The sequence below is a fragment of the Rhizobium sp. BT-226 genome, assembly GCF_025847085.2.
Classification (GTDB): Bacteria; Pseudomonadota; Alphaproteobacteria; order Rhizobiales; family Rhizobiaceae; genus Rhizobium; species Rhizobium sophorae.
Genome location: NZ_JAOYTI010000001.1, coordinates 591,826 through 613,091, shown reverse-complemented (window position 1 = coordinate 613,091; position 21,266 = coordinate 591,826). Strand labels below are relative to the sequence as shown.

Annotated in this window: 27 protein-coding genes and 1 tRNA gene; 12 read left to right on the top strand and 16 right to left on the bottom strand. The window is 60.7% G+C overall.

Features of this window, described 5'->3' with window-relative positions; genetic code table 11:
• Positions 1 to 37: 37 nt before the first annotated feature.
• Positions 38 to 304, bottom strand: a complete 267-nt coding sequence (locus tag OIU37_RS03250; RefSeq protein ID WP_180695053.1) for a hypothetical protein — start codon at positions 302 to 304, stop codon at positions 38 to 40.
• Between the two features lie 121 nt (positions 305 to 425).
• Here OIU37_RS03250 and crcB point away from each other — a divergent pair, with 121 nt between their 5' ends.
• The 7 genes from crcB to OIU37_RS03215 all read left to right on the top strand — a co-directional run bounded on the left by crcB (position 426) and on the right by OIU37_RS03215 (position 5,974).
• Positions 426 to 803 (top strand): fluoride efflux transporter CrcB, encoded by a 378-nt coding sequence (gene crcB, locus OIU37_RS03245; protein WP_264255633.1) that lies wholly within the window; start codon positions 426 to 428, stop codon positions 801 to 803.
• Positions 804 to 897: 94 nt separating this feature from the next.
• On the top strand, positions 898 to 1,890 hold the full coding sequence (locus OIU37_RS03240) for an RluA family pseudouridine synthase (protein ID WP_168311378.1): 993 nt from the start codon (positions 898 to 900) through the stop codon (positions 1,888 to 1,890).
• The gene (locus OIU37_RS03235; protein ID WP_264255631.1) at positions 1,887 to 2,540 is read left to right on the top strand and encodes an HAD-IA family hydrolase; all 654 of its coding nucleotides are present in this window, start codon (positions 1,887 to 1,889) and stop codon (positions 2,538 to 2,540) included. Before OIU37_RS03240 ends, OIU37_RS03235 begins: the two co-directional genes overlap by 4 nt.
• Positions 2,541 to 2,549: 9 nt before the next feature.
• Positions 2,550 to 3,335: an ATP12 family chaperone protein gene (locus OIU37_RS03230; RefSeq protein ID WP_180695056.1), complete on the top strand. Its 786-nt coding sequence runs from the start codon at positions 2,550 to 2,552 to the stop codon at positions 3,333 to 3,335.
• A 67-nt stretch (positions 3,336 to 3,402) separates the two neighbouring features.
• Complete coding sequence (locus OIU37_RS03225) at positions 3,403 to 3,861, top strand: hypothetical protein (RefSeq protein ID WP_180695057.1); 459 nt, start codon at positions 3,403 to 3,405, stop codon at positions 3,859 to 3,861.
• Between the two features lie 48 nt (positions 3,862 to 3,909).
• Complete coding sequence (locus OIU37_RS03220) at positions 3,910 to 5,442, top strand: acyl-CoA carboxylase subunit beta (protein ID WP_180695058.1); 1,533 nt, start codon at positions 3,910 to 3,912, stop codon at positions 5,440 to 5,442.
• Between the two features lie 139 nt (positions 5,443 to 5,581).
• Entirely contained in the window at positions 5,582 to 5,974 is a 393-nt protein-coding gene (locus OIU37_RS03215; protein WP_171602563.1) for a DoxX family protein, read from the top strand.
• A gap of 42 nt (positions 5,975 to 6,016) precedes the next feature.
• On the opposite strand, the gene sugE is transcribed toward OIU37_RS03215, so the two are convergent.
• The 8 genes from sugE to lipB all read right to left on the bottom strand — a co-directional run bounded on the left by sugE (position 6,017) and on the right by lipB (position 12,733).
• Positions 6,017 to 6,331, bottom strand: coding sequence for a quaternary ammonium compound efflux SMR transporter SugE (gene sugE, locus OIU37_RS03210; protein ID WP_003559670.1), 315 nt, complete (start codon positions 6,329 to 6,331; stop codon positions 6,017 to 6,019).
• Between the two features lie 213 nt (positions 6,332 to 6,544).
• On the bottom strand, positions 6,545 to 7,012 hold the full coding sequence (locus OIU37_RS03205) for a YaiI/YqxD family protein (protein ID WP_180695059.1): 468 nt from the start codon (positions 7,010 to 7,012) through the stop codon (positions 6,545 to 6,547).
• Positions 7,013 to 7,022: 10 nt separating this feature from the next.
• Positions 7,023 to 7,496 (bottom strand): GNAT family N-acetyltransferase, encoded by a 474-nt coding sequence (locus OIU37_RS03200; protein ID WP_182210299.1) that lies wholly within the window; start codon positions 7,494 to 7,496, stop codon positions 7,023 to 7,025.
• A gap of 110 nt (positions 7,497 to 7,606) precedes the next feature.
• Entirely contained in the window at positions 7,607 to 7,933 is a 327-nt protein-coding gene (locus OIU37_RS03195; protein WP_180695060.1) for a hypothetical protein, read from the bottom strand.
• A gap of 185 nt (positions 7,934 to 8,118) precedes the next feature.
• Positions 8,119 to 10,140 carry an acetyl/propionyl/methylcrotonyl-CoA carboxylase subunit alpha gene (locus OIU37_RS03190; protein ID WP_182210233.1) on the bottom strand — a complete coding sequence of 674 codons (2,022 nt, stop codon included), beginning with the start codon at positions 10,138 to 10,140 and terminating at the stop codon, positions 8,119 to 8,121.
• A gap of 75 nt (positions 10,141 to 10,215) precedes the next feature.
• Positions 10,216 to 10,920, bottom strand: a complete 705-nt coding sequence (locus OIU37_RS03185) for a hypothetical protein (RefSeq protein ID WP_182210234.1) — start codon at positions 10,918 to 10,920, stop codon at positions 10,216 to 10,218.
• Between the two features lie 97 nt (positions 10,921 to 11,017).
• The gene (locus tag OIU37_RS03180) at positions 11,018 to 11,938 is read right to left on the bottom strand and encodes a DMT family transporter (RefSeq protein WP_168317013.1); all 921 of its coding nucleotides are present in this window, start codon (positions 11,936 to 11,938) and stop codon (positions 11,018 to 11,020) included.
• Between the two features lie 75 nt (positions 11,939 to 12,013).
• Positions 12,014 to 12,733 (bottom strand): lipoyl(octanoyl) transferase LipB, encoded by a 720-nt coding sequence (gene lipB, locus OIU37_RS03175; protein ID WP_180695063.1) that lies wholly within the window; start codon positions 12,731 to 12,733, stop codon positions 12,014 to 12,016.
• Between the two features lie 182 nt (positions 12,734 to 12,915).
• On the opposite strand from lipB, the gene OIU37_RS03170 reads away from it, so the two are divergent.
• Positions 12,916 to 13,000 (top strand) — tRNA-Leu (locus OIU37_RS03170).
• A gap of 116 nt (positions 13,001 to 13,116) precedes the next feature.
• Here the strand turns inward: OIU37_RS03170 and OIU37_RS03165 are convergent.
• Together OIU37_RS03165 and OIU37_RS03160 are read right to left on the bottom strand one after the other, a co-directional pair.
• On the bottom strand, positions 13,117 to 13,806 hold the full coding sequence (locus OIU37_RS03165; protein ID WP_264255618.1) for an NAD(P)-dependent oxidoreductase: 690 nt from the start codon (positions 13,804 to 13,806) through the stop codon (positions 13,117 to 13,119).
• A complete protein-coding gene (locus OIU37_RS03160; protein WP_264255616.1) occupies positions 13,803 to 13,994 on the bottom strand; it encodes an NAD(P)-binding domain-containing protein in 192 nt (63 codons plus the stop codon). The genes OIU37_RS03165 and OIU37_RS03160 overlap by 4 nt, the downstream gene beginning before the upstream one ends.
• Before the next feature lie 128 nt (positions 13,995 to 14,122).
• Here OIU37_RS03160 and OIU37_RS03155 point away from each other — a divergent pair, with 128 nt between their 5' ends.
• The gene (locus OIU37_RS03155) at positions 14,123 to 14,479 is read left to right on the top strand and encodes a helix-turn-helix domain-containing protein (RefSeq protein WP_182210235.1); all 357 of its coding nucleotides are present in this window, start codon (positions 14,123 to 14,125) and stop codon (positions 14,477 to 14,479) included.
• Between the two features lie 233 nt (positions 14,480 to 14,712).
• A complete protein-coding gene (locus OIU37_RS03150; protein ID WP_182210300.1) occupies positions 14,713 to 15,357 on the top strand; it encodes an isoprenylcysteine carboxylmethyltransferase family protein in 645 nt (214 codons plus the stop codon).
• Positions 15,358 to 15,418: 61 nt separating this feature from the next.
• Here the strand turns inward: OIU37_RS03150 and OIU37_RS03145 are convergent, their stop codons facing one another.
• The 3 genes from OIU37_RS03145 to OIU37_RS03135 form a co-directional block, all read right to left on the bottom strand.
• A complete protein-coding gene (locus tag OIU37_RS03145) occupies positions 15,419 to 15,784 on the bottom strand; it encodes a hypothetical protein (RefSeq protein ID WP_168311366.1) in 366 nt (121 codons plus the stop codon).
• A gap of 318 nt (positions 15,785 to 16,102) precedes the next feature.
• Complete coding sequence (locus tag OIU37_RS03140) at positions 16,103 to 16,621, bottom strand: BON domain-containing protein (protein WP_182210236.1); 519 nt, start codon at positions 16,619 to 16,621, stop codon at positions 16,103 to 16,105.
• Positions 16,622 to 16,704: 83 nt separating this feature from the next.
• Entirely contained in the window at positions 16,705 to 17,199 is a 495-nt protein-coding gene (locus tag OIU37_RS03135; protein WP_182210237.1) for a peptide deformylase, read from the bottom strand.
• 242 nt (positions 17,200 to 17,441) lie between these two features.
• Here OIU37_RS03135 and mgtE point away from each other — a divergent pair, with 242 nt between their 5' ends.
• Both mgtE and OIU37_RS03125 read left to right on the top strand, forming a co-directional pair.
• The gene (mgtE, locus tag OIU37_RS03130; RefSeq protein WP_168311363.1) at positions 17,442 to 18,857 is read left to right on the top strand and encodes a magnesium transporter; all 1,416 of its coding nucleotides are present in this window, start codon (positions 17,442 to 17,444) and stop codon (positions 18,855 to 18,857) included.
• Positions 18,858 to 18,920: 63 nt separating this feature from the next.
• Entirely contained in the window at positions 18,921 to 19,313 is a 393-nt protein-coding gene (locus OIU37_RS03125) for a MerR family DNA-binding transcriptional regulator (RefSeq protein ID WP_168311362.1), read from the top strand.
• A 27-nt stretch (positions 19,314 to 19,340) separates the two neighbouring features.
• Here the strand turns inward: OIU37_RS03125 and OIU37_RS03120 are convergent, their stop codons facing one another.
• Positions 19,341 to 20,330, bottom strand: a complete 990-nt coding sequence (locus OIU37_RS03120) for a heparan-alpha-glucosaminide N-acetyltransferase (protein WP_264255611.1) — start codon at positions 20,328 to 20,330, stop codon at positions 19,341 to 19,343.
• Entirely contained in the window at positions 20,330 to 21,094 is a 765-nt protein-coding gene (locus OIU37_RS03115; RefSeq protein ID WP_182210239.1) for a DUF599 domain-containing protein, read from the bottom strand. Before OIU37_RS03115 ends, OIU37_RS03120 begins: the two co-directional genes overlap by 1 nt.
• Positions 21,095 to 21,266 lie beyond the last annotated feature (172 nt).

Genomic DNA, 21,266 nt, shown 5'->3' with positions numbered 1-21,266 from the left:
GCTGCAGCCGCGGGCTTTCGTTTGGAAGGCGATGGCCTCAGAAATCTTCGTAGGATCGCAGCGCCTGTTTCAGGCCGGCCTGCGGCTGGCGGTTGCCTTTGGCCATCAGGTCGAGGGCCACTTCGGTTGACTGGATGATGCTGGAGGGCTCCTCTATTTCCTCAGTGCCTTCGGCCTTCAGCTGCCGGTCGGCAATGCGGCGCGCATCGCGGGCGGCGGTGCTCGTCGCAACACGCTGCGGGATTCGGAGCGAGTCGAAGGCAATGGCGGCGGTGTTCGCCGATATGGACAGGAGCTGGGTCATGCCGTCAGCGTATCGGCACGACCTTGGCGCCATTATAAAAAAATCATCGGCATTTTACCGGATGGTAAGAATTCATTCCTTCTCGATTGGAATCGCTGCGGAGTTGCGATAAATCCGGCTGATGATCCAGGCTCTTCTCGTCGCCGTCGGCGGCGCCATCGGTTCTCTTCTCAGATATTATGTCGGCCAATGGGCGCTGAGACTCATGGGTCCATCATTTCCCTGGGGCACGCTCGCCGTCAATGTCGTCGGCTGTTTCCTCATCGGCGTCTTCGCCGAGCTGATCGCGCGGAAGTTCAACGCCTCGGTGGAACTGCGCCTCCTCTTGATCACCGGCTTCCTCGGCGGCTTCACAACCTTCTCGGCCTTCTCGCTGGATGCGATCTCGCTGTTCGAACGCGGCGAGGCTGTCGCCGGCAGCATTTACATTGCGGCGAGCGTCGGGCTTTCGATGGCGGCCGTCATCGCCGGCCTTGCCGTCATGCGCGCTTTGGCCTGATTTCTTTTCCGGTTTCCGTTTTGCGCGAAAATGCTCTAAAGGCTGCGGCAAGAACGCCGGCTTGGCCTGCGCTGCAATTTCCGAAAGATTTCTTATGGCTGGCATAGAACATATCAAGGTTGAACCCGATGAAGCCGGCATGCGGCTCGATCGCTGGTTCAAGGTGCATTTTCCCGGGCTCGGCTTCGGTCCGCTGCAGAAGCTCTTGCGCTCCGGCCAGGTGCGCGTCGACGGTGGACGTGTCAAATCGGATGCGCGCGTGCAGCCCGGCCAGACGGTGCGCGTGCCGCCGATGGATGTCGATGCGAAGCTGAAATCCGGACCGATCGCCGGTAAGGATCTCAAGCATTCGACCGATTTCGAACTTCTGTCGCGCATGGTGCTGCACGAGGACGAAAAGGTGATCGTGCTCAACAAGCCCCCTGGTCTTGCGGTGCAGGGTGGCTCGGGTGTGGCCAGGCATATCGACCAGATGCTCGAAGCCTGGACCAGCCCGAAGGGCGAGAAGCCGCGGCTCGTCCATCGTCTCGACCGCGACACATCGGGTGTTCTCGTCATCGCCCGCACCCGCGGTGCGGCACAGAAACTGACGGCTGCCTTCCGCGAGCGCGATACCAAGAAGACCTATTGGGCGCTGGTCAAGGGCGTGCCGCGTAAGCACGAGGACAAGATCTCGACCTGGCTGGTGAAGGAGCCGACCGCCGACGGCGACCGGATGCGCATCGCCAAGCACGGCGAGGACGGCGCCGACCATGCGATTTCCTTCTACCGCGTGCTGGAGACGGCGGCACAGAACCTCGCATGGCTGGAGATGGAGCCCTATACCGGCCGTACCCATCAGTTGCGCGTTCATGCTCTGCATATCGGCCACCCGATCATCGGCGATCCGAAGTATTTCGACGACGATCCGAATTGGGATTTTCCAGGCGGCGTCCAGAAGAAGCTGCATCTGCACGCACGTCACATCGACATCCCGCACCCCTCCGGTGGCCGCCTGCGCGTCAGCGCGCCGCTGCCGTCACATATGGTCCAGACCTGGAATCTTCTCGGCCTCGATCTCGCCAGTGCCGAAAGGGACGCCGAATGAAACTTGCCCTTTTCGATTGCGACGGCACGCTGGTCGACAGTGCTGCGCTGATCCACGAAACCATCCGCAGGACCTTCGACAAGTTCGGCAAGCCGGAACCGCGATTTGAAGACACCAAGGCTATTATCGGCTTGTCCCTCGATATTGCGATCGCCCGCATGCAGGGCAGGCCGCATGTGGAGCAGCAAGATATCGACATGACGGCGCACTACAAGTCGCTGTTCTCGATCGTGCGTCAAGATCTTGACTACAAGGAGCCGCTGTTTCCCGGCATTCGCGAGATGATCGACGCGATCAGCGGGCGCGATGACCTGCTGATCGGCGCGGTGACGGGCAAATCCAGGCGCGGGCTCAAGGTGGTGATGGAGACGCATGGCTTCGACAAGCATTTCATCGTCGCACGCACCGCCGACGATTGCCCCTCCAAACCGCATCCGGCCATGGTGACGGAATGCTGCGATGAAACCAGCATGAGTGCTGCCGACACCATTGTCATCGGCGATGCGGTTTACGATATGCAGATGGCAAAGGCCGCCGGCGCCAAGGCGATCGGCGTTGCCTGGGGCTATGCCAGCGTGGATGAGCTGATCGCCAACGGCGCTGATGCGATCGCCTACCATCCGAACGAGATATTGCGTCATTTTTGCTGAGGTGAGCCCATGCGCGATCTGCTGAACGACCTTTCCGAAGGCCTGAGCCATCCCGATCCCATCCGCCGCGCGCAGATCCAGATGAAGAAGCCGCTGCCGAAGCGTTTCTATACCGATGTCTCCGTTGCCGAGCACGAGGGTGGTTTTGCGATCACGCTCGACGGCAAGATGGTGCGCACGCCGGCGCGCCAAGTTCTCGCCGTGCCGACCGAGGCGTTGGCGCGGCTTGTCGCCGCCGAATGGCAGGCGCAAGGCGAGGAGATCAATCCCCTGAGCATGCCGGTGACGCGGCTCGTCAATACGGCACTCGACGGCGTTGCCGTCAACGCGCAGGCGATCTTCGAGGATATATTGCGTTTTTCATCCAGCGACCTCATTTGCTACCGCGCCGAGGAGCCGGCACTGCTGGTCGAGCGCCAGGCCGAACGCTGGGATCCCGTAATCGACTGGGCGGCGACCGATCTCGGCGCCCGCTTCATCCTCGTCGAAGGGGTGATGCCGCATGAGCAGCCGCGCGAGGCGATTGCCGCCTTCGCCGTTACGCTTGCGAGATATGATAGCCCGATGGCGCTTGCCGCCCTCCACACAGTTACCACGCTGACCGGCTCGGCGATCCTGGCGCTCGCCTTCGCCGAGGGCCGGGTGACGGTGGAGGAGGCTTGGTCGCTTGCCCATCTCGACGAGGATTGGACGATCGAGCATTGGGGCAGCGACGAGGAGGCCGAGGAGCGGCGGGCCAAGCGCTTTGCCGAGTTCAAAGCCGCAGCTGATGTTTTTTTCGCCCTAAGCGCCTGAAACATATTGCCTTCCAATGCATTATGACGAAGTCTGCGACTCCAACGGGGTGGTGCGGGATTTTGCAATGAATTGGCTGAGGTCGTGTTTTTGCCGGGCGACACTCGTCTGTGTCGCGCTCACGGCCTGCGGCAGCCTCTCGGCCACCAAGCCGGCGGCGCCGGTCTATGATGTGCGCAGCGCCGTCGTTCTCTCCGGTCCGAACATGCCGGCCGAGCTGCTTTCCGGCATCAACGACCGCGTCAACGCAGCGATCAATGCCACCGTGCGTGACACCGTGCTGCCGCGGGTGGTGCTGACGATCCGCGTGGTTTCCGTCCAGAAGGGCCTTGGCTTCCAGAAGGACCGCAACGTCGCCAAGATCAGCATCGACGCAGCCTCGGTCGAGGACGGCTCGGTCATTGCCGTCAGCGCCTTCGACGTCACCAGTATCGCTGCCGATCCCAAGCTTGCAGACGAGATCCTGGCCGAGGACGCCGCCGCAAGAATACGCTCGGTTTTCTCACTCAGCGGGCGCAGCCGCTAGAACAAAATCTACCGCCGGATTGCCGCCCGCAGCGGCGAGGGAGATCGCATGAAGGAAATTCTCGAAGAGCTGGAACGACGCCGCGACGTCGCCCGCCTCGGCGGCGGCAAAGCCCGCATCGACGCCCAGCATAAGCGCGGCAAGCTGACGGCGCGCGAGCGCATCGACCTTTTTCTCGACGAAGGCTCCTTCGAGGAGTTCGACATGTTCGTCGAACATCGCTCCACCGATTTCGGCATGGACAAGAGCCGTATCGCCGGCGACGGCGTCGTCACCGGCTGGGGCACGGTCAATGGCCGCACCGTCTTCGTCTTCGCCAAGGACTTCACCGTCTTCGGGGGCTCGCTGTCGGAAGCGCATGCAGAGAAGATCATGAAGGTGCAGGACATGGCGCTGAAGAACCGCGCGCCGATCGTCGGCATCTATGATGCGGGCGGTGCCCGTATCCAGGAGGGCGTGGCGGCTCTCGGCGGTTATGCCGAGGTATTCCAGCGCAATGTGCTCGCCTCCGGCGTCATTCCGCAGATCTCGGTGATCATGGGTCCCTGCGCCGGCGGCGACGTCTACTCGCCTGCGATGACCGATTTCATCTTCATGGTGCGTGATACCTCCTACATGTTCGTCACCGGGCCGGATGTGGTAAAAACCGTCACCAACGAGACGGTGACGGCCGAAGAACTCGGCGGCGCCGTGGTGCATACGGTGCGCTCGTCGATTGCCGACGGCGCCTATGAGAATGATGTCGAAACGCTGCTGCAGGTGCGCCGGCTGATCGATTTCCTGCCGCTTTCGAACACGGCGCCGCTGCCGGAGATCGAATGTTACCAATCGGTGACAGAAATCGATGCCTCGCTCGATACGCTGGTGCCGGCGAGCTCCAACAAACCTTACGACATCAAGGAACTGATCCGGAAGGTGGCGGACGAGGGGGATTTCTTCGAGATCCAGGCGAGCTTTGCCAAGAACATTGTCTGCGGCTTCGGCCGCATCGAAGGTTCCACTGTCGGTTTCGTCGCCAACCAGCCGATGGTGCTGGCCGGCGTCCTCGACAGCGACGCCTCGCGCAAGGCGGCCCGCTTCGTGCGCTTCTGCGACTGCTTCAATATTCCGATCGTCACCTTCGTCGACGTGCCGGGTTTCCTGCCGGGTACGGCGCAGGAATATGGCGGCCTCATCAAGCACGGCGCCAAGCTGCTTTTCGCCTATGCCGAGGCGACGGTGCCGAAGCTCACCGTCATCACCCGCAAGGCCTTCGGCGGCGCCTATGACGTGATGGCGTCGAAGCATCTGCGCGGCGACCTCAACTATGCCTGGCCGACGGCGCAGATCGCCGTGATGGGCGCCAAGGGCGCCGTCGAGATCATCTTCCGCAAGGATATCGCCGATCCGGAGAAGATCGCCGCGCACACGAAAATGTACGAGGACAGGTTCCTCTCGCCCTTCGTCGCCGCCGAGCGCGGTTATGTCGACGAGGTGATCATGCCGCATTCGACCCGGCGGCGGCTGGCGCGCGGTTTGAAGATGCTGCGCAACAAGGATCTCGCCAATCCGTGGAAGAAACACGACAACATTCCGCTTTGACATTTTCCGCCGAATAAAGCTGTGGCCTCAGGTGTTTAACTGCTGTCGAAAAAGTGAACAGCCGTCAGCGATCCGTGTGTTCAATCCTTGCCGAGGACAAGCTAACGCTCGGCTCTTATTGTTTTAAAGGAGAGGTTTAATGTCAAGTTTCGAGCGTCTTTCTGCCTATCGCCCCTATGGGCTGGCCGCTCTCAGAATCATCACCGCCCTGCTGTTCATCGAGCATGGCACGATGAAGCTTTTCGGTTTCCCGGCTTCGCAGATGGCGGGCTCGCTGTCGCCGCTGATGCTTTTCGCCGCCTTTCTCGAGCTTGTCGGTGGCATCCTTATTCTCGTCGGCCTGCTGACGCGCCCTGTCGCCTTCCTGCTGGCCGGTGAAATGGCGGTCGCCTATTTCATGGCGCATGCGCCGAGCAGCTTCTTCCCGGCCGTCAACCAGGGCGACGCGGCGATCCTGTTCTGCTTCGTCTTCCTCTATCTGGTCTTCTCCGGTCCCGGCGCTTTTGCCGTCGATAACCGCAAGACGGTTTGAACGAAAGACTGAGGGGCGTCAGCGGCGCCCCTCGATTTCATATCAGGCGGTAAGCTTGAGACCGGCGATGCCGGCGACGATCAGCGTGATGCAGGCAAGGCGGGAGACACTTGCCTCATCGCCAAGCAGCCAGATGCCGAGGAATACGGTGCCGACCGTGCCGATGCCGGTCCAGACCGCATAGGCGGTGCCGATCGGCAGATGCTTCACCGCCAGGCCGAGCAGCACGATGCTCACCACCATGGATATGACGGTCAGCGCAGTCGGCAGCGGCCGCGTGAAACCCTCGGTATATTTAAGGCCGATTGCCCAGCCACATTCGAAAAGACCGGCGAGAAAAAGCAGAAACCAGGCCATACGCCTCTCCTTGTTCAAGAGCGAGGCCGTCCCCGCGACGGTTGCATCCCAGAGGATGCCGCAGTCGTCTGCGATAGCGCCTATATGCGTGAGGAAACGGCCGACTTCAAGGTAGGAATCGGCATGGCTGCCATGCCACCCGTTTCTTGCGGCCTATAGCGCCGAGCGTCTTTTAGACCGTGCAAGGACGCCGTAGCACCTTTAGTTGCTGCATCACGGCTGCCCGCCAGCCTCCGCGGCAAGGCTTTTGGCGCGGCGGCAGAGACGATCGAAGGTTTCGAGGAAGCGTGAACGGTCCTTCGGGCTGAAGGCTGCGTTGTAGCCCTTGCTCTCGCCGGTTTCGCGCAGGTGCGCGCCGAGATCGCGCATGGCGCTCGCCATGCCGATATTGGTCTCGTCGAAGACGCGTCCCGTGGGACCGCTGACGAAGGCGCCGGTCGCGACGCAACGCACGGCGAGCGGCACATCGGCGGTGACGACGACATCGCCCACGCCGGCGCGTTCGGCGATCCAGTTGTCGGCGGCGTCGAAGGCGTTGGAGACGATGACGTTGTGGATCATCGGATCGCGCGAGGGGCGCAGGCCGGAATTGGCGACGAAGGTGACTTCGAGGCCAAGGCGTTCCGCGACCTTCAGGATTTCCGGCTTGACCGGGCAGGCATCGGCGTCGACATAGATCATGGCAATATCCTCATGCCGGCTGCGTGGCCGGCTGGCGGACCATATCGATGTGGGGAATGCCGTCTTCGAAATATTCCTGCGATGTCCCGATAAAACCGAAGGATTCATAGAAGCGCCGCAGATGGGCCTGCGCCGACAAGGCGATGGCATTTGCCGGATAAAGCCGCTCGCAGGCGGTGATCGCTTCGCTCATCAACGCATCGCCCAGACGCTTGCCGCGATGGGCAGGCGAGACGACCACGCGACCGATCTTCGACGCATCCTGCGGCTTATGCGGTTTCAGGATCCGCGCCGAGGCCAGCAGTTCGGCGCCCTCCAGCAGCCGCAGATGCAGGGCATCGATATCCTTGCCGTCGAGTTCCGGGTAGGGGCAGTTCTGCTCGACGACGAAGACGTCGACGCGCATTCTCAGGAGGTCGTAGAGTTCCCGCGCGGAGAACTCGTCGAGACCCTTGATGTCGGTTGTGTAGGTCGTCGGAGCCATCATTTGACCACGCTGCGGATGCTCTCGCCGGAATGCATGAGCTCGAGGTTTTCCGTATATGTACGACGGGAACGTTGACTTCAAGCGAGGAAATGGTTGCTCCTGTTTTGCTAATCCTCGCGAAGGTACTGATGAAAGTTCAAGCCGTACGCATGAGGAGCCTCTGTCGGAGGCTGCTGCGGTTCGGTCGAGTAAACATAGATTCGCTTGGACGCGCTAAATCCCAAATCCCGACCAATCGTCACGATCATATCAACAGCTTGGTCATTGTCGATCGCCCAAGCTTGTATGGTAAAGAAGGCTGCCGAGCCCGCCGTGGTACCGAAGTCCGGATTGGAGTTTATGATTTCTCCCTCTGCAATAACGGTAAAATGGCGGAAAGCAGTTTTCAGCTTTCCGTATCGTAGTTTCAATTTCCAGTTCTTTAGCAAATCCATATACGATCAAAACCAGGTTTAAGCTGCGAATAGACATCCGGATTGCATCAGCTCACAGCCCCTATTGATGTCATCCAGCGGTATGGGATGGGTGGTCATTGCGTCGATCTCGATGTTGCTTTGTCACGGCCAATCTTCGCTAGGCGGTAGGCCGAGCGCGGAAGGTCTGGCCTGCCACTTTTGCCTCACGCAAATTCCATGATCACGGCATCGACGGCCAGGCTTTCGCCGGCTGCGGCATTGATCTTCGAGACGACGAGATCGCGGTCGGCGCGCAGCACGTTTTCCATCTTCATCGCTTCGACGATCGCAAGCGTCTCGCCGGCCTTGACCTCCTGGCCCTCGGCCACCGCGATGGCGACGACGAGGCCGGGCATCGGGCAGAGCAGGAGCTTGGAAGTATCGGGCGGCAGCTTCACCGGCATCAGCCTGTCGAGCTCGGCATGACGCGGCGAAAAGACCTTGGTCGTCACCGAAAGCCCCTGCCAGTCGATACGCAAGCCGTTCAGAACGGGGCGGATCTGCGCGGTGATGTCGCGACCGCCGACCTTGCCGCTCCAGACTGGGTCGCCCGGTCTCCAATCGGTGACAACATTCTGGCTCTCGCCCTCTATCGCCCCCTCGATCGTCATGTCCATATCGAAGGGGATGGTGACGAGGCCGTCGAGCAATCTTGCCGCGACGTGGTTGTCGCCGATCTTGACCACCCAATCCTCGCGCAGCGCGCCCGCTGCGGTGCGCAGGCGATCGGCGAAACGTTCGCGGCGGTTGGTCTCGATCAGCGAGGCGGAAAGCGCGATGCCGGCAAGCACGGCCTCTTCCGCCGGGTCAGGTTTCATCGGCGCGAAACCATCGGGATATTCCTCGGCGATGAAGCCGGTCGACAGCCGGCCCTCGCGCCAGCGCGGATGTTTCATCAGCGCCGACAGGAAAGGAACATTGTGCTCGATGCCGTCGACGACGAAGCCGTCGAGCGCCTGACCCATGGCCTCGATCGCTTCCAGCCGCGTCGGCGCCCAGGTGCAGAGCTTGGCGATCATCGGATCGTAATACATCGAGATCTCGGCGCCTTCAAAGACGCCGGTATCGTTGCGGACGACGACATTGCCGGTTCTACCTTCCGCCGGCGGCCGGTAGCGCGTCAGGCGGCCGATCGAGGGCAGGAAGTTGCGGTAGGGATCCTCGGCATAGAGCCGGCTCTCGATCGCCCAGCCGTCAAGCCTGATATCATTCTGGGCAAAGGGAAGGGGCTCTCCCGCCGCGACACGGATCATCTGCTCGACGAGATCGATGCCGGTGACGAGTTCGGTCACGGGATGCTCGACCTGCAGGCGGGTGTTCATTTCCAGGAAATAGAAATTGCGGTCCCGGTCGACGATGAATTCGACGGTGCCGGCGCTCTGGTAATCGACGGCTCTCGCCAGCGCCACCGATTGTTCGCCCATCGCCTTGCGGGTTTTCTCGTCGAGGAAGGGCGAGGGCGCCTCTTCCGCTACCTTCTGGTTCCGCCGCTGGATCGAGCATTCGCGCTCGCCGAGATAGACGACGTTGCCATGGGCATCGGCGAGCACCTGGATCTCGATATGGCGCGGCTCGACGACGAACTTCTCGATGAAGACCCGGTCGTCGCCGAACGAGCTTTTTGCCTCCGAGCGGGCGCGCTCGAAGCCGTCGCGCACTTCCGCCTCGTTCCAGGCAATGCGCATGCCCTTGCCGCCGCCGCCCGCCGACGCCTTGATCATGACGGGATAACCGATCCCGCCCGCTATCACTTCCGCATGGGCGGCATCCTCGATGGTGCCGAGATGGCCAGGCACGGTGGAGACACCGGCAGCATTGGCGAATTTCTTCGATTCGATCTTGTCGCCCATCGCCATGATGGCTTTCGGCTTCGGGCCGATGAAGATGATGCCCTGCTTTTCCAGTTCAGCGCAGAAGGAGGCGCGTTCGGACAGGAAGCCGTAGCCGGGATGCACCGCCTCAGCGCCGGTTGCCTTGCAGGCAGCAATGATCTTTTCGGCAACCAGATAACTCTCCGACGCCGCGGCCGGGCCGATATGAACGGCCTCGTCTGCCATCTCGACATGCAGCGCGTCCCGATCCGCATCCGAATAGACCGCGACGGTCAAAATGCCCATGCGGCGCGCAGACTTGATCACGCGGCAGGCGATTTCGCCGCGATTCGCGATCAGGATTTTCTTGAACATCGAGACTCCACCCAGAAATGCATCCCGGAGTTTTACGCACAAAACACCGGAACGCACAATCAGGCTTGCGGAGCGTCAGGCGACGGCAGCTTCTGCGACGGGTTCCTCGTCGACGATGCGCAGCCAGCGGCTGCGCCGCGGCTCGGCATAGTCGCGCAGCTCGACGGCAGCCATGATCCCCGCCCATTGCGGGTGATTGGCGCCGAGCAGCGTTGCCTGCTCGATCTGCTGGAGAACGCCGTATTCGACCGACGAGACAGGGATGGTGCCACCTTCGGCGACGCTTCTGAAGATGCGCATCGCATAGTCGATGTCCTGGCGGGTGATGCCCCGGCGATCGATGGCGCGCGACAGCTTGTAGCCACCGATATTGTCGGTGATCGCCAGGCGAAGCTGATCGAGGGCGAGCGCTCTCAACTCACCGGGAACGTTGGCCGAAACCTCCATGACGTGGAGAATGAGTTCGAGCTCGAGCGCCGAGTTGACGACACCATCGGTCGTGAACATGCGCATGATCCAGGCGACGTTGATTTCATCCAGCGAGCCCTGCGGATAAGTGTAATGGACGATGAAACCGGCGAGCTGCTCCACGAAGAAAGCGTTCCAATCGGCACATTTTTCAGGGCAGGAATTGTTGAGCGCCAACATCGCCACGACATCGTCGGATGTCCGGATACCCTCGGGAAAACTATGTTTGCGCAGCAGTACTATATCTTCGGCCGTCAGCCGATGCTTGCCGGCCACGACACAGGCCGGAAAAGCGAGACGAAATTCGCTCATGTTTTAACTCCAGGCTTCATCATGAAACCGAAGACTGTTTTATCGTCTGCGAATTGACGATCCCTCAAGAAGCGGAGTTAACCTGATATTCCCGGGGTCAGGAAGATTTTAACGATTGCGCCTGCTGCCGCTCGCGCCAGATGATGAAGAGGCCTGAAGCAACGATGATGAAGATGCCAATCCATTTGGAAAAGCTCGGGAAATCGTTGAACAGCGCATAGCCGAGAACGGTCGCCGAGATGATTTCGAAGTACTGGAACGGCGCAAGCAGCGACAGCGGCGCGAGCCGGAAAGCCCGGACCACGAGCATATGCGCATATCCGGAGATCGTGCCGAGGGCGAGCAGCAGGACAAGGCCCAGACTGGAGGAGGGCAGAGAGATGGCAAAATCGGCATTGCCGGAAGTACTGCCGACAAGAAGGGCGGCCGCCATGAAGACCGTTCCGCCGATGCCGGCCATCGTCTGCATGGTCAGTGGCGAATCGGCCTCGCCGATGGCGCGGTTGAGGAAGAGATAGAGCGAGAACAGAAAGGCGCAGGCGACCGGCAGCAGCGCCTTCAGGCCGAAAATCTCGTAGCTCGGCTGAATGACGATCATCGCGCCGCCGAAACCGACGACGATCGCCGTCCAGCGCCGCCAGCCGACCCTCTCTCCGAGGAACAGCGCCGACAGGGCGGCCAGCATGAAGGGCTCGACGAAATAGATGGCGAAGACATCGGCGAGCGGCATGTATTTGACGGCGACGAAAAAGAGCAGGCTCGCGGCACCGTGGAGCACGCCGCGCAGCAGGTTCATCCACGGCCGTTTGGCCGAAAGCGCCTTCAGGCCGAACAGCGCGAAGAGAATCGGCAGGGTGCAGGCCAGTTGGAAGAAGAAGCGGTAGAAGGTGACCTGGCCCGGCGACATCGCCTCAAAGGTCGCCATATATTTGGCGATAGCATCCATGGTCGGCAGAATGAACATGGCGCCAGCCATGATGGCCATGCCCTGCAGGTGATTTTGATGGGGCTCTGACATGGCTGCTGATTCTTGCGAGGATCATGCCATCAACCACGGGAGGGGCGGGCGATCAAGCCGAGCACCGCGAAGAGGTCAGACTTCGTTCGCCGTTTCGCCGAAAATCTGTTCGAAGGCGGCGCGCAGCCTAATATCGGCGTCCGCCATCATGACAGGCAGGCCGAGATCGACGAGGCTGGTGACCCCATAGGCTGATATCCCGCAGGGCACGATGCCGCCGAAGTGATCGAGATCGGGATCGACGTTGAGCGACAGGCCATGGAAGGTCACCCATTTCCGCAGCCTGATGCCGAGGGCGGCGATCTTGTCCTCGGCCATCGTCCCATTGGCCAGCAACGGCTTTTCCGGCCGGCGCACCCAGACGCCGACGCGATCCTCGCGCCGTTCGCCGCGCACGTTCATCATGTCAAGCGTGCGGATGACGACATCTTCAAGTGCAGCAACGAAAGCGCGCACGTCCTGGCGCCGCCGCTTGAGGTCGAGCATGACATAGGCGACGCGCTGACCGGGTCCGTGATAGGTATATTCACCGCCCCGCCCAGTCGCAAAGACCGGAAAACGGTCCGGCTGAACGAGGTCCCTGGCATTGGCGCTGGTGCCGGCGGTGTAGAGCGGCGGATGCTCGACGAGCCAGACAAGCTCATCGCCGCCATCTGATATCGCCGCCACCTCGCGCTCCATAGTCTCCACCGCCTCCACATAGGGAACGAGGCCATCGGCGATGCGCCAGCGCACCGGCCGGGTGCCGAGTTGCGGAAGCATGGAGAATTCGAGATCGGTACGAAGCATGGCCATTCCTTGCCGCTCCGCTGCGACGACAGCGAAAAAGGTGGCGGCAGAACAGCTATATGGACCCGTTTCGGGGGCAATTCAAATGCCGTGAGCGGTTTTAAAAAAAACTGTCATATCGCCCTTGTGCACCCCAGATGCTTTTGGTACATGCTGCCCCGCCGACGCAAATCGGCACCTACCACGATGCGGTCGTGGCGGAATTGGTAGACGCGCAGCGTTGAGGTCGCTGTGGGGCAACCCGTGGAAGTTCGAGTCTTCTCGACCGCACCAAAAAAGTTTAAAAAACCCTCGTGACCATCTGGTTCTACGAGGTTTTTTTATGCCTTTATTTCTGCGGATATCTCGTCGAGCGCAGATGTCCGCGATGGCTGCATGCCGAATGTTCTTTACTCCTTCATGAATTGCGATAGTGCGGCGAAGTCATCATGCAAATGGCCGGATGCGATCGCTCGCCGGAAGATCTTATCATAGCCGTCGACCACCGAACGGTCGATCTTGCGCGCTTCCATCAGTTCCAGAAGATGCTGGAAGGCGCCGTAGTGCGGCGAGATCGATGAGAGTGTTTCGTCATCGCTGGCAAAACGTCCAGCGCTGGTCCGTTTGATAAGGTCGGCAACCAATCCTTCGACGACGGGCGCTGTCGCGGTCCATTGCCGTGCCAACTCACCGAGGTCTATCCTCTCGGCTTGAGAGACTGCGATCGCGTTCAGCGTCCCGAACAGTGCACCCCACATCAGGGCCAGCAACGCGCTATCAAGTGCGTTGGCGAGACCTGGCTCCTCCCCGACATGCTGGGCATTGCCGCTGAGTGCCTGAAAGACGTCCCTGTTTGAATCGAAGACCTCTCTTGGTCCTGAAAGCAGTATCGTGCCACCATCCGTGCCGATGAAGTCCGGAGTGGCCATGATCGCCCCATCGAGGTACCTGGCCCCACGCTCAACGATCCAATGGCTTGCTTCGCGTGCACCATGCGGCGTTCCTGACGTGAGCTCAACGACCAACTTGTCGCGAATGGCTGACGCTACGGTCTCGTTGCGCAGAAGTGCGGTGGTTGCAGTGTAATCGCTGACGTTCACGATGATGTCTGTGCCGCTTCAATGGCTTCCAGAACGGATGCCGCAACGGTGGCGCCGATCGCGGCCAAGGGCTCGGCCTTTTGTTTCGTCCTATTCCAGACCGTTGTGCGATACCCCGCCTGGACCAAGGCGCGGGCTAGCGCCGATCCCATACGTCCCGTCCCCAAAATGCTGATTGCAGGCTTCATGACTACACTCCATATCCATTGGCGCGATGCGCCGTGCTCTTGTCACCACGGGCAAAGGTTATGGAGGGATGCGCGGCGCACAATACACACCGAGGGGTAAGTGGTTACCGGACGGTTAGGAGGACATCATGAGCAAGCCCACGGATAATTGCGGCTTCGCGGCCGCGATCAAGATGATCGAAGGCAAGTGGAAAGTGGATATCCTTTGCGAGCTAGGAACGGCGTCGCGCAGGTTCGGCCGGCTGAGGCAGGCGATTCCCGAGATCAGTGAAAAGATGCTGGCGCAGCAGTTGCGCGAATTGGAGGCTGACGGACTTGTCGATCGAAAAGTCTATCCGGAATTGCCGGCGAAGGTCGTCTATTCGCTAACGGAGCGCGGCATGGCGCTCAACACCGCAGCCGACGCCTTATGTCGTTGGGCCGAGCAATTTAGCCCTGTCGCCGAGGCTTCAACGCAAGTCTATGCAGCTCCTGCTCCGTCGTAAAATGTCAGGCGGAATCGAAAGGCTGGCGACAATTTCGTGAGAGTTGCGCTGCCGTCAGGGAAACGAACGCATGAAAGAAAGGGCCGTTTTCCGGCCCTTTCTTTCTGCCAATCAATGCGTGGCACGCAAAGCAAGAATCGCTGCACTGCCAGATCTGAGGCAACATCTTAACCTATAATTATAAGTTGCAAATTTATAGACGCAACAACTTGATTGATGTGGAAGTCTTGGGGATAATGAAAAAGGCAACGGCAAGCTGGTCATTCCTCGATGTGTATTTTGTTCTCGATATTATCGAGAAGGTCCTCATCGGCTATTTCTTCGTCGGGATCGTCATGCGTGTCCTGCCGCAGATGCAGGATAACCGGGCGATTATCGATTGCCTGCTGATCGTTTCGGAGGGAGTTGCCGCATTCCTCATCCTGACTCGCCGACCGACGAGAAATGCGTCGCTGCGCCTCTCCGACTGGACGGTCACCGCCATCGGCGCGCTCTTCCCGCTGCTCGTCTCACCCTCCGCGACACAGCCGCTCGCGCCGCTCGCATTCTGCGGGACGGTGATGGCACTCGGCTTCGTCCTGCAGATATCGGCAAAGCTGACATTGCGGCGAAGCTTCGGCCTGGTGCCGGCCAATCGCGGCGTCAAGATCGGTGGCCCCTACAAGTTTATCCGCCATCCGATGTATGCGGGTTATCTGATGACGCATATCGGCTTCTTCCTGACCCATCCGAGTCTCTGGAATTTTGCCATCTATGCGACCGCCCTTGCCGCGCAGTGTTTCCGCCTTTTGGCGGAGGAACGCCTGCTGAAGCAGGATCCTGCTTATGAGGCCTTCATGACCACGACCCGTTACCGGCTCCTTCCGTTGGTGTTCTAAGACGACAAAGCAAGTCGATTGAAAAAGAGAAGGGCCCTTTCCGGCCCTTTCCTTTATTGGATCAATGCGTCGCGCGGCATGCTTCGGTGCGGGAGGCGCCGCTGTCTGCACCCTTGGTGTGGGAGCCCTTCGGGCCAATCATGCTGTGGCATGGGGGCAGGGGGTTGATACTGGCCGTTGCGGTCTTGTCGACGACAGGAGCCGCCATGGCGCTTGGGGCAAAGCCGTCGCTATCATTGGTGTAGTCGCTGGAATAGGCCGGCGCCTTGCGGCTGCTGTAGTGGACCGGAGCCGGCTTTGCGACGGGGCTCGGAGCAAAGCCATCGCTGTCGTTGGTGTAGTCGCTGGAATAGGTCGGCTGGGCGAAGGCAGCGCCTGCAAGGCTGACGGCGAACAGGGACGCGGCAAGGGCGAATTTGATGCGCATGGGACTATCTCCTCAATCTGCTGTTGAATTCCACAACAAAAATTAACCCTCGGCACACACGAGTTCGCGCCCCAATTCAGGCAATTTTGTGATAATACGGCGACGCAGCCGCGACCATTTGTCCGAATAAAATCACAGTGTTGTCAACGGAATTGACGTTCTTGTGACAGAAGCCGCCTAACAGAAACAGGCGATTGATCTGGTGAGTAAGACAGTTGTTGCTACAATCGTAAATTGTTAACTTTTGGTAATGTTGAGAGGGCTCGTCAGGGAGGCGGCCGCCCGCCTCCCGTTGATAATCTCCGCCTTTGCGTGAAGTCAGTCCTCGTTCGGGATATGCGCGTCGACACCGGTCAGCTGCAACTTGTTGCGGACATGATGGACGCCGTCGACCGAAAGCGCGCCGAGTTCGACCTTGCGGGCGATGCCGATCGTCTCCACCGATCCTTCCAGGGTAACGACGTGACCGTCTGCATGAACCTCGACGCTGTCGATATCGACCTCCGGAATGTTTTCGAGATTGTCGTTCACCCGCGCTTCGAGGTCGTCGCTTTCATCGCGGTCGATCGTATCGGCGCGCAGCGAATCTCTCAGGCGGTTCTCGTTGCCGTCTTCATCCGTGCCATCTATCCGGAAGCCCTTGTTGGGATCGCTGTCGAAATTGGCCGCGGTCTCGCCGTAAGGACGATTTTCCGGGCCGCCGGTGCCGGCGCCGCTGCCATCGGCATAGGGCCAGCCTTCGTCGAGATTGCGCTCTTCGAGGTCGCGATAATCTTCCTCCCGGGAAAGCTCAGGCTTCTCCCGGGAAAACTGGGTCTTGTCACCGATCCTTGCCATTGCATTTGCTCCTTGTTTCTCTGCTGGAAACGCCGGCAGCGGCGAATGGTTCGGCATGGATGGCGATTTGTCAGCCGTGATTGTCAGCCCTGGGCCTTCTCCCATTTCTTCACGAGACGGTCGCGCTTCAGCCTTGAGAGGCGCTGCAGCCAGAAAATGCCGTCGAGCTGGTCGACTTCGTGCTGGATGCAGATGGCGAGGAAATCTTCCGCAGCGTCGTCGTGCACGGCGCCCTCAGCATCCTGATAGCGGAAGCGGATCGCCCGCGGGCGCGTGACCTCGTCCGTCGCGCCGGGCATCGAGACGCTGCCTTCGGCATGGCTCATCGTTTCCTTCGAAAACCAGGTGATATGAGGATTGACGTAAAGGCGCACGCCGTCGGCCTTGTCGAGTTCCAGCACCGTGACACGGCTGAAGACGCCGATATGGGCGGCGGTGATGCCGACGCCGGGGGCTGCGCGCATCGTCGCCAGCAGGTCATCGGCGAGTGCTGTGAGCGAGGAATCGAAGACCGTCACCGGCGCGCAGACAGTCTTCAGGCCCGGATGCGGATAACGCAGAATCGGACGGATGGGCATGGGGCGGGCTTCCTCTGCTTGGACGGGTGAGGAAACTATCGCCGGCCGTGGGCATTGTCATCACGAAGCACGGTTTGCCGCTTTACGACACGGATGCTTTGGGCTAGCAGGGGCCAAGAATTCCGGTTGCGGGAGCCTCGCGCGGGATTCGCTTATCCGCTTGTTGATAATGTGTTTTCGGCCGACATTTGCGAATGCGGCGCGGCAGTCGTTGAAATTCAAACCAGATGCGAGGGCGGCAGATGACGACGACCGATGGGGACGACCGTATTCGCAGGCGTCCCGATGACGAGGAAGCCGATATCTACGACGAGGACGGCAATGTCCGCGGCGATTTCCTGGCGCTCGTGGGTGCCGCGATCGCCGACCGCGATACGCTGTTCCTGCGCCAGAATGTTGCCCGCCTGCATGAATCCGAAATAGGCGACCTGCTGGAATCGATCCAGCCGGATCAGCGCCTGGCGCTGGTGCGCCTGCTCGGCGACGATTTCGACATGACGGCGCTGACCGAGGTCGACGAGGCGATCCGCCGCGAAATCGTCGACCAGATGCCGAACGAGCAGATTGCGGCAGCCATCGGTGAGCTCGATTCGGACGATGCCGTCTACATTCTCGAAGACCTCGACAAGGAGGATCGGGAAGAGATCCTCGCCCAGCTGCCGTTCACCGAGCGAGTGCGGCTGCGCCGGGCGCTCGACTATCCCGAAAGCTCGGCCGGGCGCCGCATGCAGACGGAATTCGTCGCCGTGCCTCCATTTTGGACGGTCGGCCAGACGATCGACTACATGCGCGATGAAGAGGATCTGCCCTATTCCTTCTCGCAGATCTTCGTCATCGATCCGACCTTCAAGCTGCTTGGCGCCGTCGATCTCGACCAGATCCTGCGCACCAAGCGGCAGACGAAGATCGAGCAGATCATGCGTGAGACCAACCATCCGGTTCCGGCCGAGATGGACCAGGAGGAGGCGGCCCAACTCTTCGAGCAGTACGACCTTCTCTCGGCCGCCGTCGTCGACGAAAACGGCCGGCTGGTCGGCGTGCTGACCATCGACGACGTCGTCGACGTTATCCACGAGGAGGCGGACGAGGACATCAAGCGCCTCGGCGGCGTCGGCGACGAAGAGCTGTCGGACAATGTGCTCTCGACGGTGCGTTCGCGCTTCCTGTGGCTCTTGATCAATCTCGGCACGGCGATGCTGTCGGCAAGCGTCATCGGCCTGTTCGACGCATCGATCGAGAAGATGATCGCGCTTGCGGTGCTGATGCCGATCGTCGCGTCGATGGGCGGCAATGCCGGCACGCAGACGATGACGGTGACGGTGCGCGCGCTCGCCACCCGCGATCTCGACATCTACAATGCCGGCCGCATCATCCGCAGGGAGGCGGGCGTCGGCATCCTGAACGGCATCGTCTTCGCGACGATCATGGGCGCGATCGCCGGCACCTGGTTCCACGACTACCAGCTCGGCGGGGTGATTGCGGCGGCGATGATCATCAATCTGATAGCGGCAGCCCTTGCCGGCATCCTGCTGCCGCTGCTGCTCGACAAGATGGGGGCCGACCCGGCGATCGCCTCTTCCGTCTTCGTCACGACGGTGACGGACTGTACCGGCTTCTTCGCCTTTCTCGGCATCGCCACCTGGTGGTTCGGCATCTGAACCGCCCAAAATTGACTATTACGTAAAAGTCAATATTATCGTCTGTCCGACGACGGGGAACACATGCCGGTGAACAAGTTTTATAGCATAACGGAGCTGACGCGGGAATTCGGGGTCTCGACGCGCACGCTCCGCTTCTACGAGGATGAGGGACTGATCCATCCGGAGCGACGCGGGCGCACGCGTCTGTTCCGGCAAGCCGACCGGCGGCTGATCGGGGAAATCCTGCGCGGCCGGCGCATCGGCTTCACCATCGCCGAGATCCGCGAGATCATCCAGGTCTACAAGGAGCCGCCGGGCGAACTCGGCCAGCTGAAACTCCTGATGAAGCGCGTCGACGAGAAGCGCGACGACCTGCGCCAGAAGCGCAAGGATATCGACGACACGCTGGCGGAACTCGACTCTATCGAAGAGACTTGCCTCGGCCGCCTCGCCGAAATCGGCGTCAACACCTGAAAAGCGCCGCAGGGCGATTGCCGGCGTTTATTGCGCCTCGGCGCTGCATTCGGCGGCGATCGTCTGAACCCGCTCGTCGTTCTGTATATCGATCGCGCCCGCCTGCAGCGGCGTGAACAGGGCTTGCGCCTGCAATTTCCCCAGCGTGCACTGGCAGAAGTTGTGGCAGAGCGCTTCGCCTTGCTGCATGACGCAAGAGGCGTTGCATTGCCTTAGGTAAGTTGCGACCGGATCCGGGGCTTGCGGCGGGATGACGAGAGAAATCCCATAAGCGATGCCGATCAACATCGGTTGGTGGATGAGATAGAAGGCAAGGCTGTGGCGGCCGAGCCTTGCCGGCCACCAGGAGCCGGTGCCGATGGCGGCAAGCCGGTGCAGCAGCCTGGTTCTGATGGCGATCGAGGCGATACTCAATCCAGCGAAGAAGGGCATTGCCCAGGGAAACAGCGGCACGTAGTCGTTGGACCGTTCTGGCGCAACAGCAAGACCGATCCAGGCGAGATAGCGCGGATCGAAGAAGGACGACCGAAGCAGGCCGGGTGGTCCGAAATTATCGGTGATCCAGGCGGCAAAGAGCACCAGCGTGGCGACAAGTGTGAAGGCGAGCGGCAGCCTCAAAAAAACGACGCCGACGAGCGTGAGCACCGCGATACAATGCAGGATGCCGAAATAGATCCACTCGTTCGGCATCGCGATCCGCGTGGCGATCGAGATGAGCGCGGCTGCCGCGGCGATCATGCCGAAGCGCTTCCAGAAGGAGGACCAGCGAATCTCAGGCCTGCTTGAGAGCACCAGGCTGATGCCGACGATGAAGAGAAAGGTCGTTGCGATCGCCCGGGCATAGATCTTCAGCCAACCGGTCTCGGCCGTGCCCGGCCCGAGATAGCCCATGAACTCCATGTCCCAGCTGAAATGGTAGCTTGCCATGGCGATCAGCGCGACGCCGCGCGCCGTATCCAATAGACCGATGCGCGGCGGTTTTGCCGCCGCATCGGCTTCCCTTGCCGGCAATGTCATCAAAGTCCCTCGGGCAAATCACGTCCGTCGCTCGACGGCATATCGCGGCGAATAGCAGAAAGGTGGAGATTTGATGGCGGGCCAGCATCCATGATCGCCAGCCGCGCCTCCGAGAAGAACTGCCGCCGTGCAAGCACGAAGATGACGATCGCCGTCGTCAGCATGAAGACATAGGGGTTGATGAACCAGCCGAGATAGCCGATCGACAGGAAGATCGCCCTGAGGCCCTCGTTGAAATTGCTGCCGGCAATGACATTCATGCGGATGACGCGTTCGGCCGCCCGCTCAGCAGCGATGATGTCGCGCTCGGTGTCACGCATCATCGGGATCGAGCCGAAGAGGATGGTGCAGTAGTTGAACAGCCGGTAGGACCAGCCGAATTTGAAGAAGGCATAACCGAAAAGCGCTGCCAGGCCGCCGACCTTCATCTCGAAGACGGCATGGCCGCCATGGAAGACGAAGGGCAGGTCGGCGAAGACGGCGTCGACCTTCTCCGTCGCACCGAGCAAAGCAAAGCAGCTGCCGATCGCGAAGATCGAGGTCGAGGCGAAGAAGGCGGTGCCGTTCTGCAGGCCGGCCATGATCTGCGTGTCGATCATCTTCAGGTCGCGGCGCAGCGAATTGTAAATCCATTCCCGGCGCCGTTCGGTCATCGCATGGGTCAGGCTGGTGCGCCCGAAGAAGGTGCGGCCGTGCAACAGCCAGGAATAGCCCATCCAGACAAAGGCAAAGAAAGCCAGAGCGATATAATCCGCCGTCGTCATCAGTGATTCCGTCTCCGCATGAACGCGGCCACTATGCCGCAAGTCGGACTATGCCGCATGACCGAGTTCGGCGGCTTTACGCGGGCTTTCGGCCATCCGGCAGTTCGGCATAATCGAGCCGTCGGCAAACGACAAGGCTCGGCGGACAGCCGGCCGGCATCTCCTGGACCTA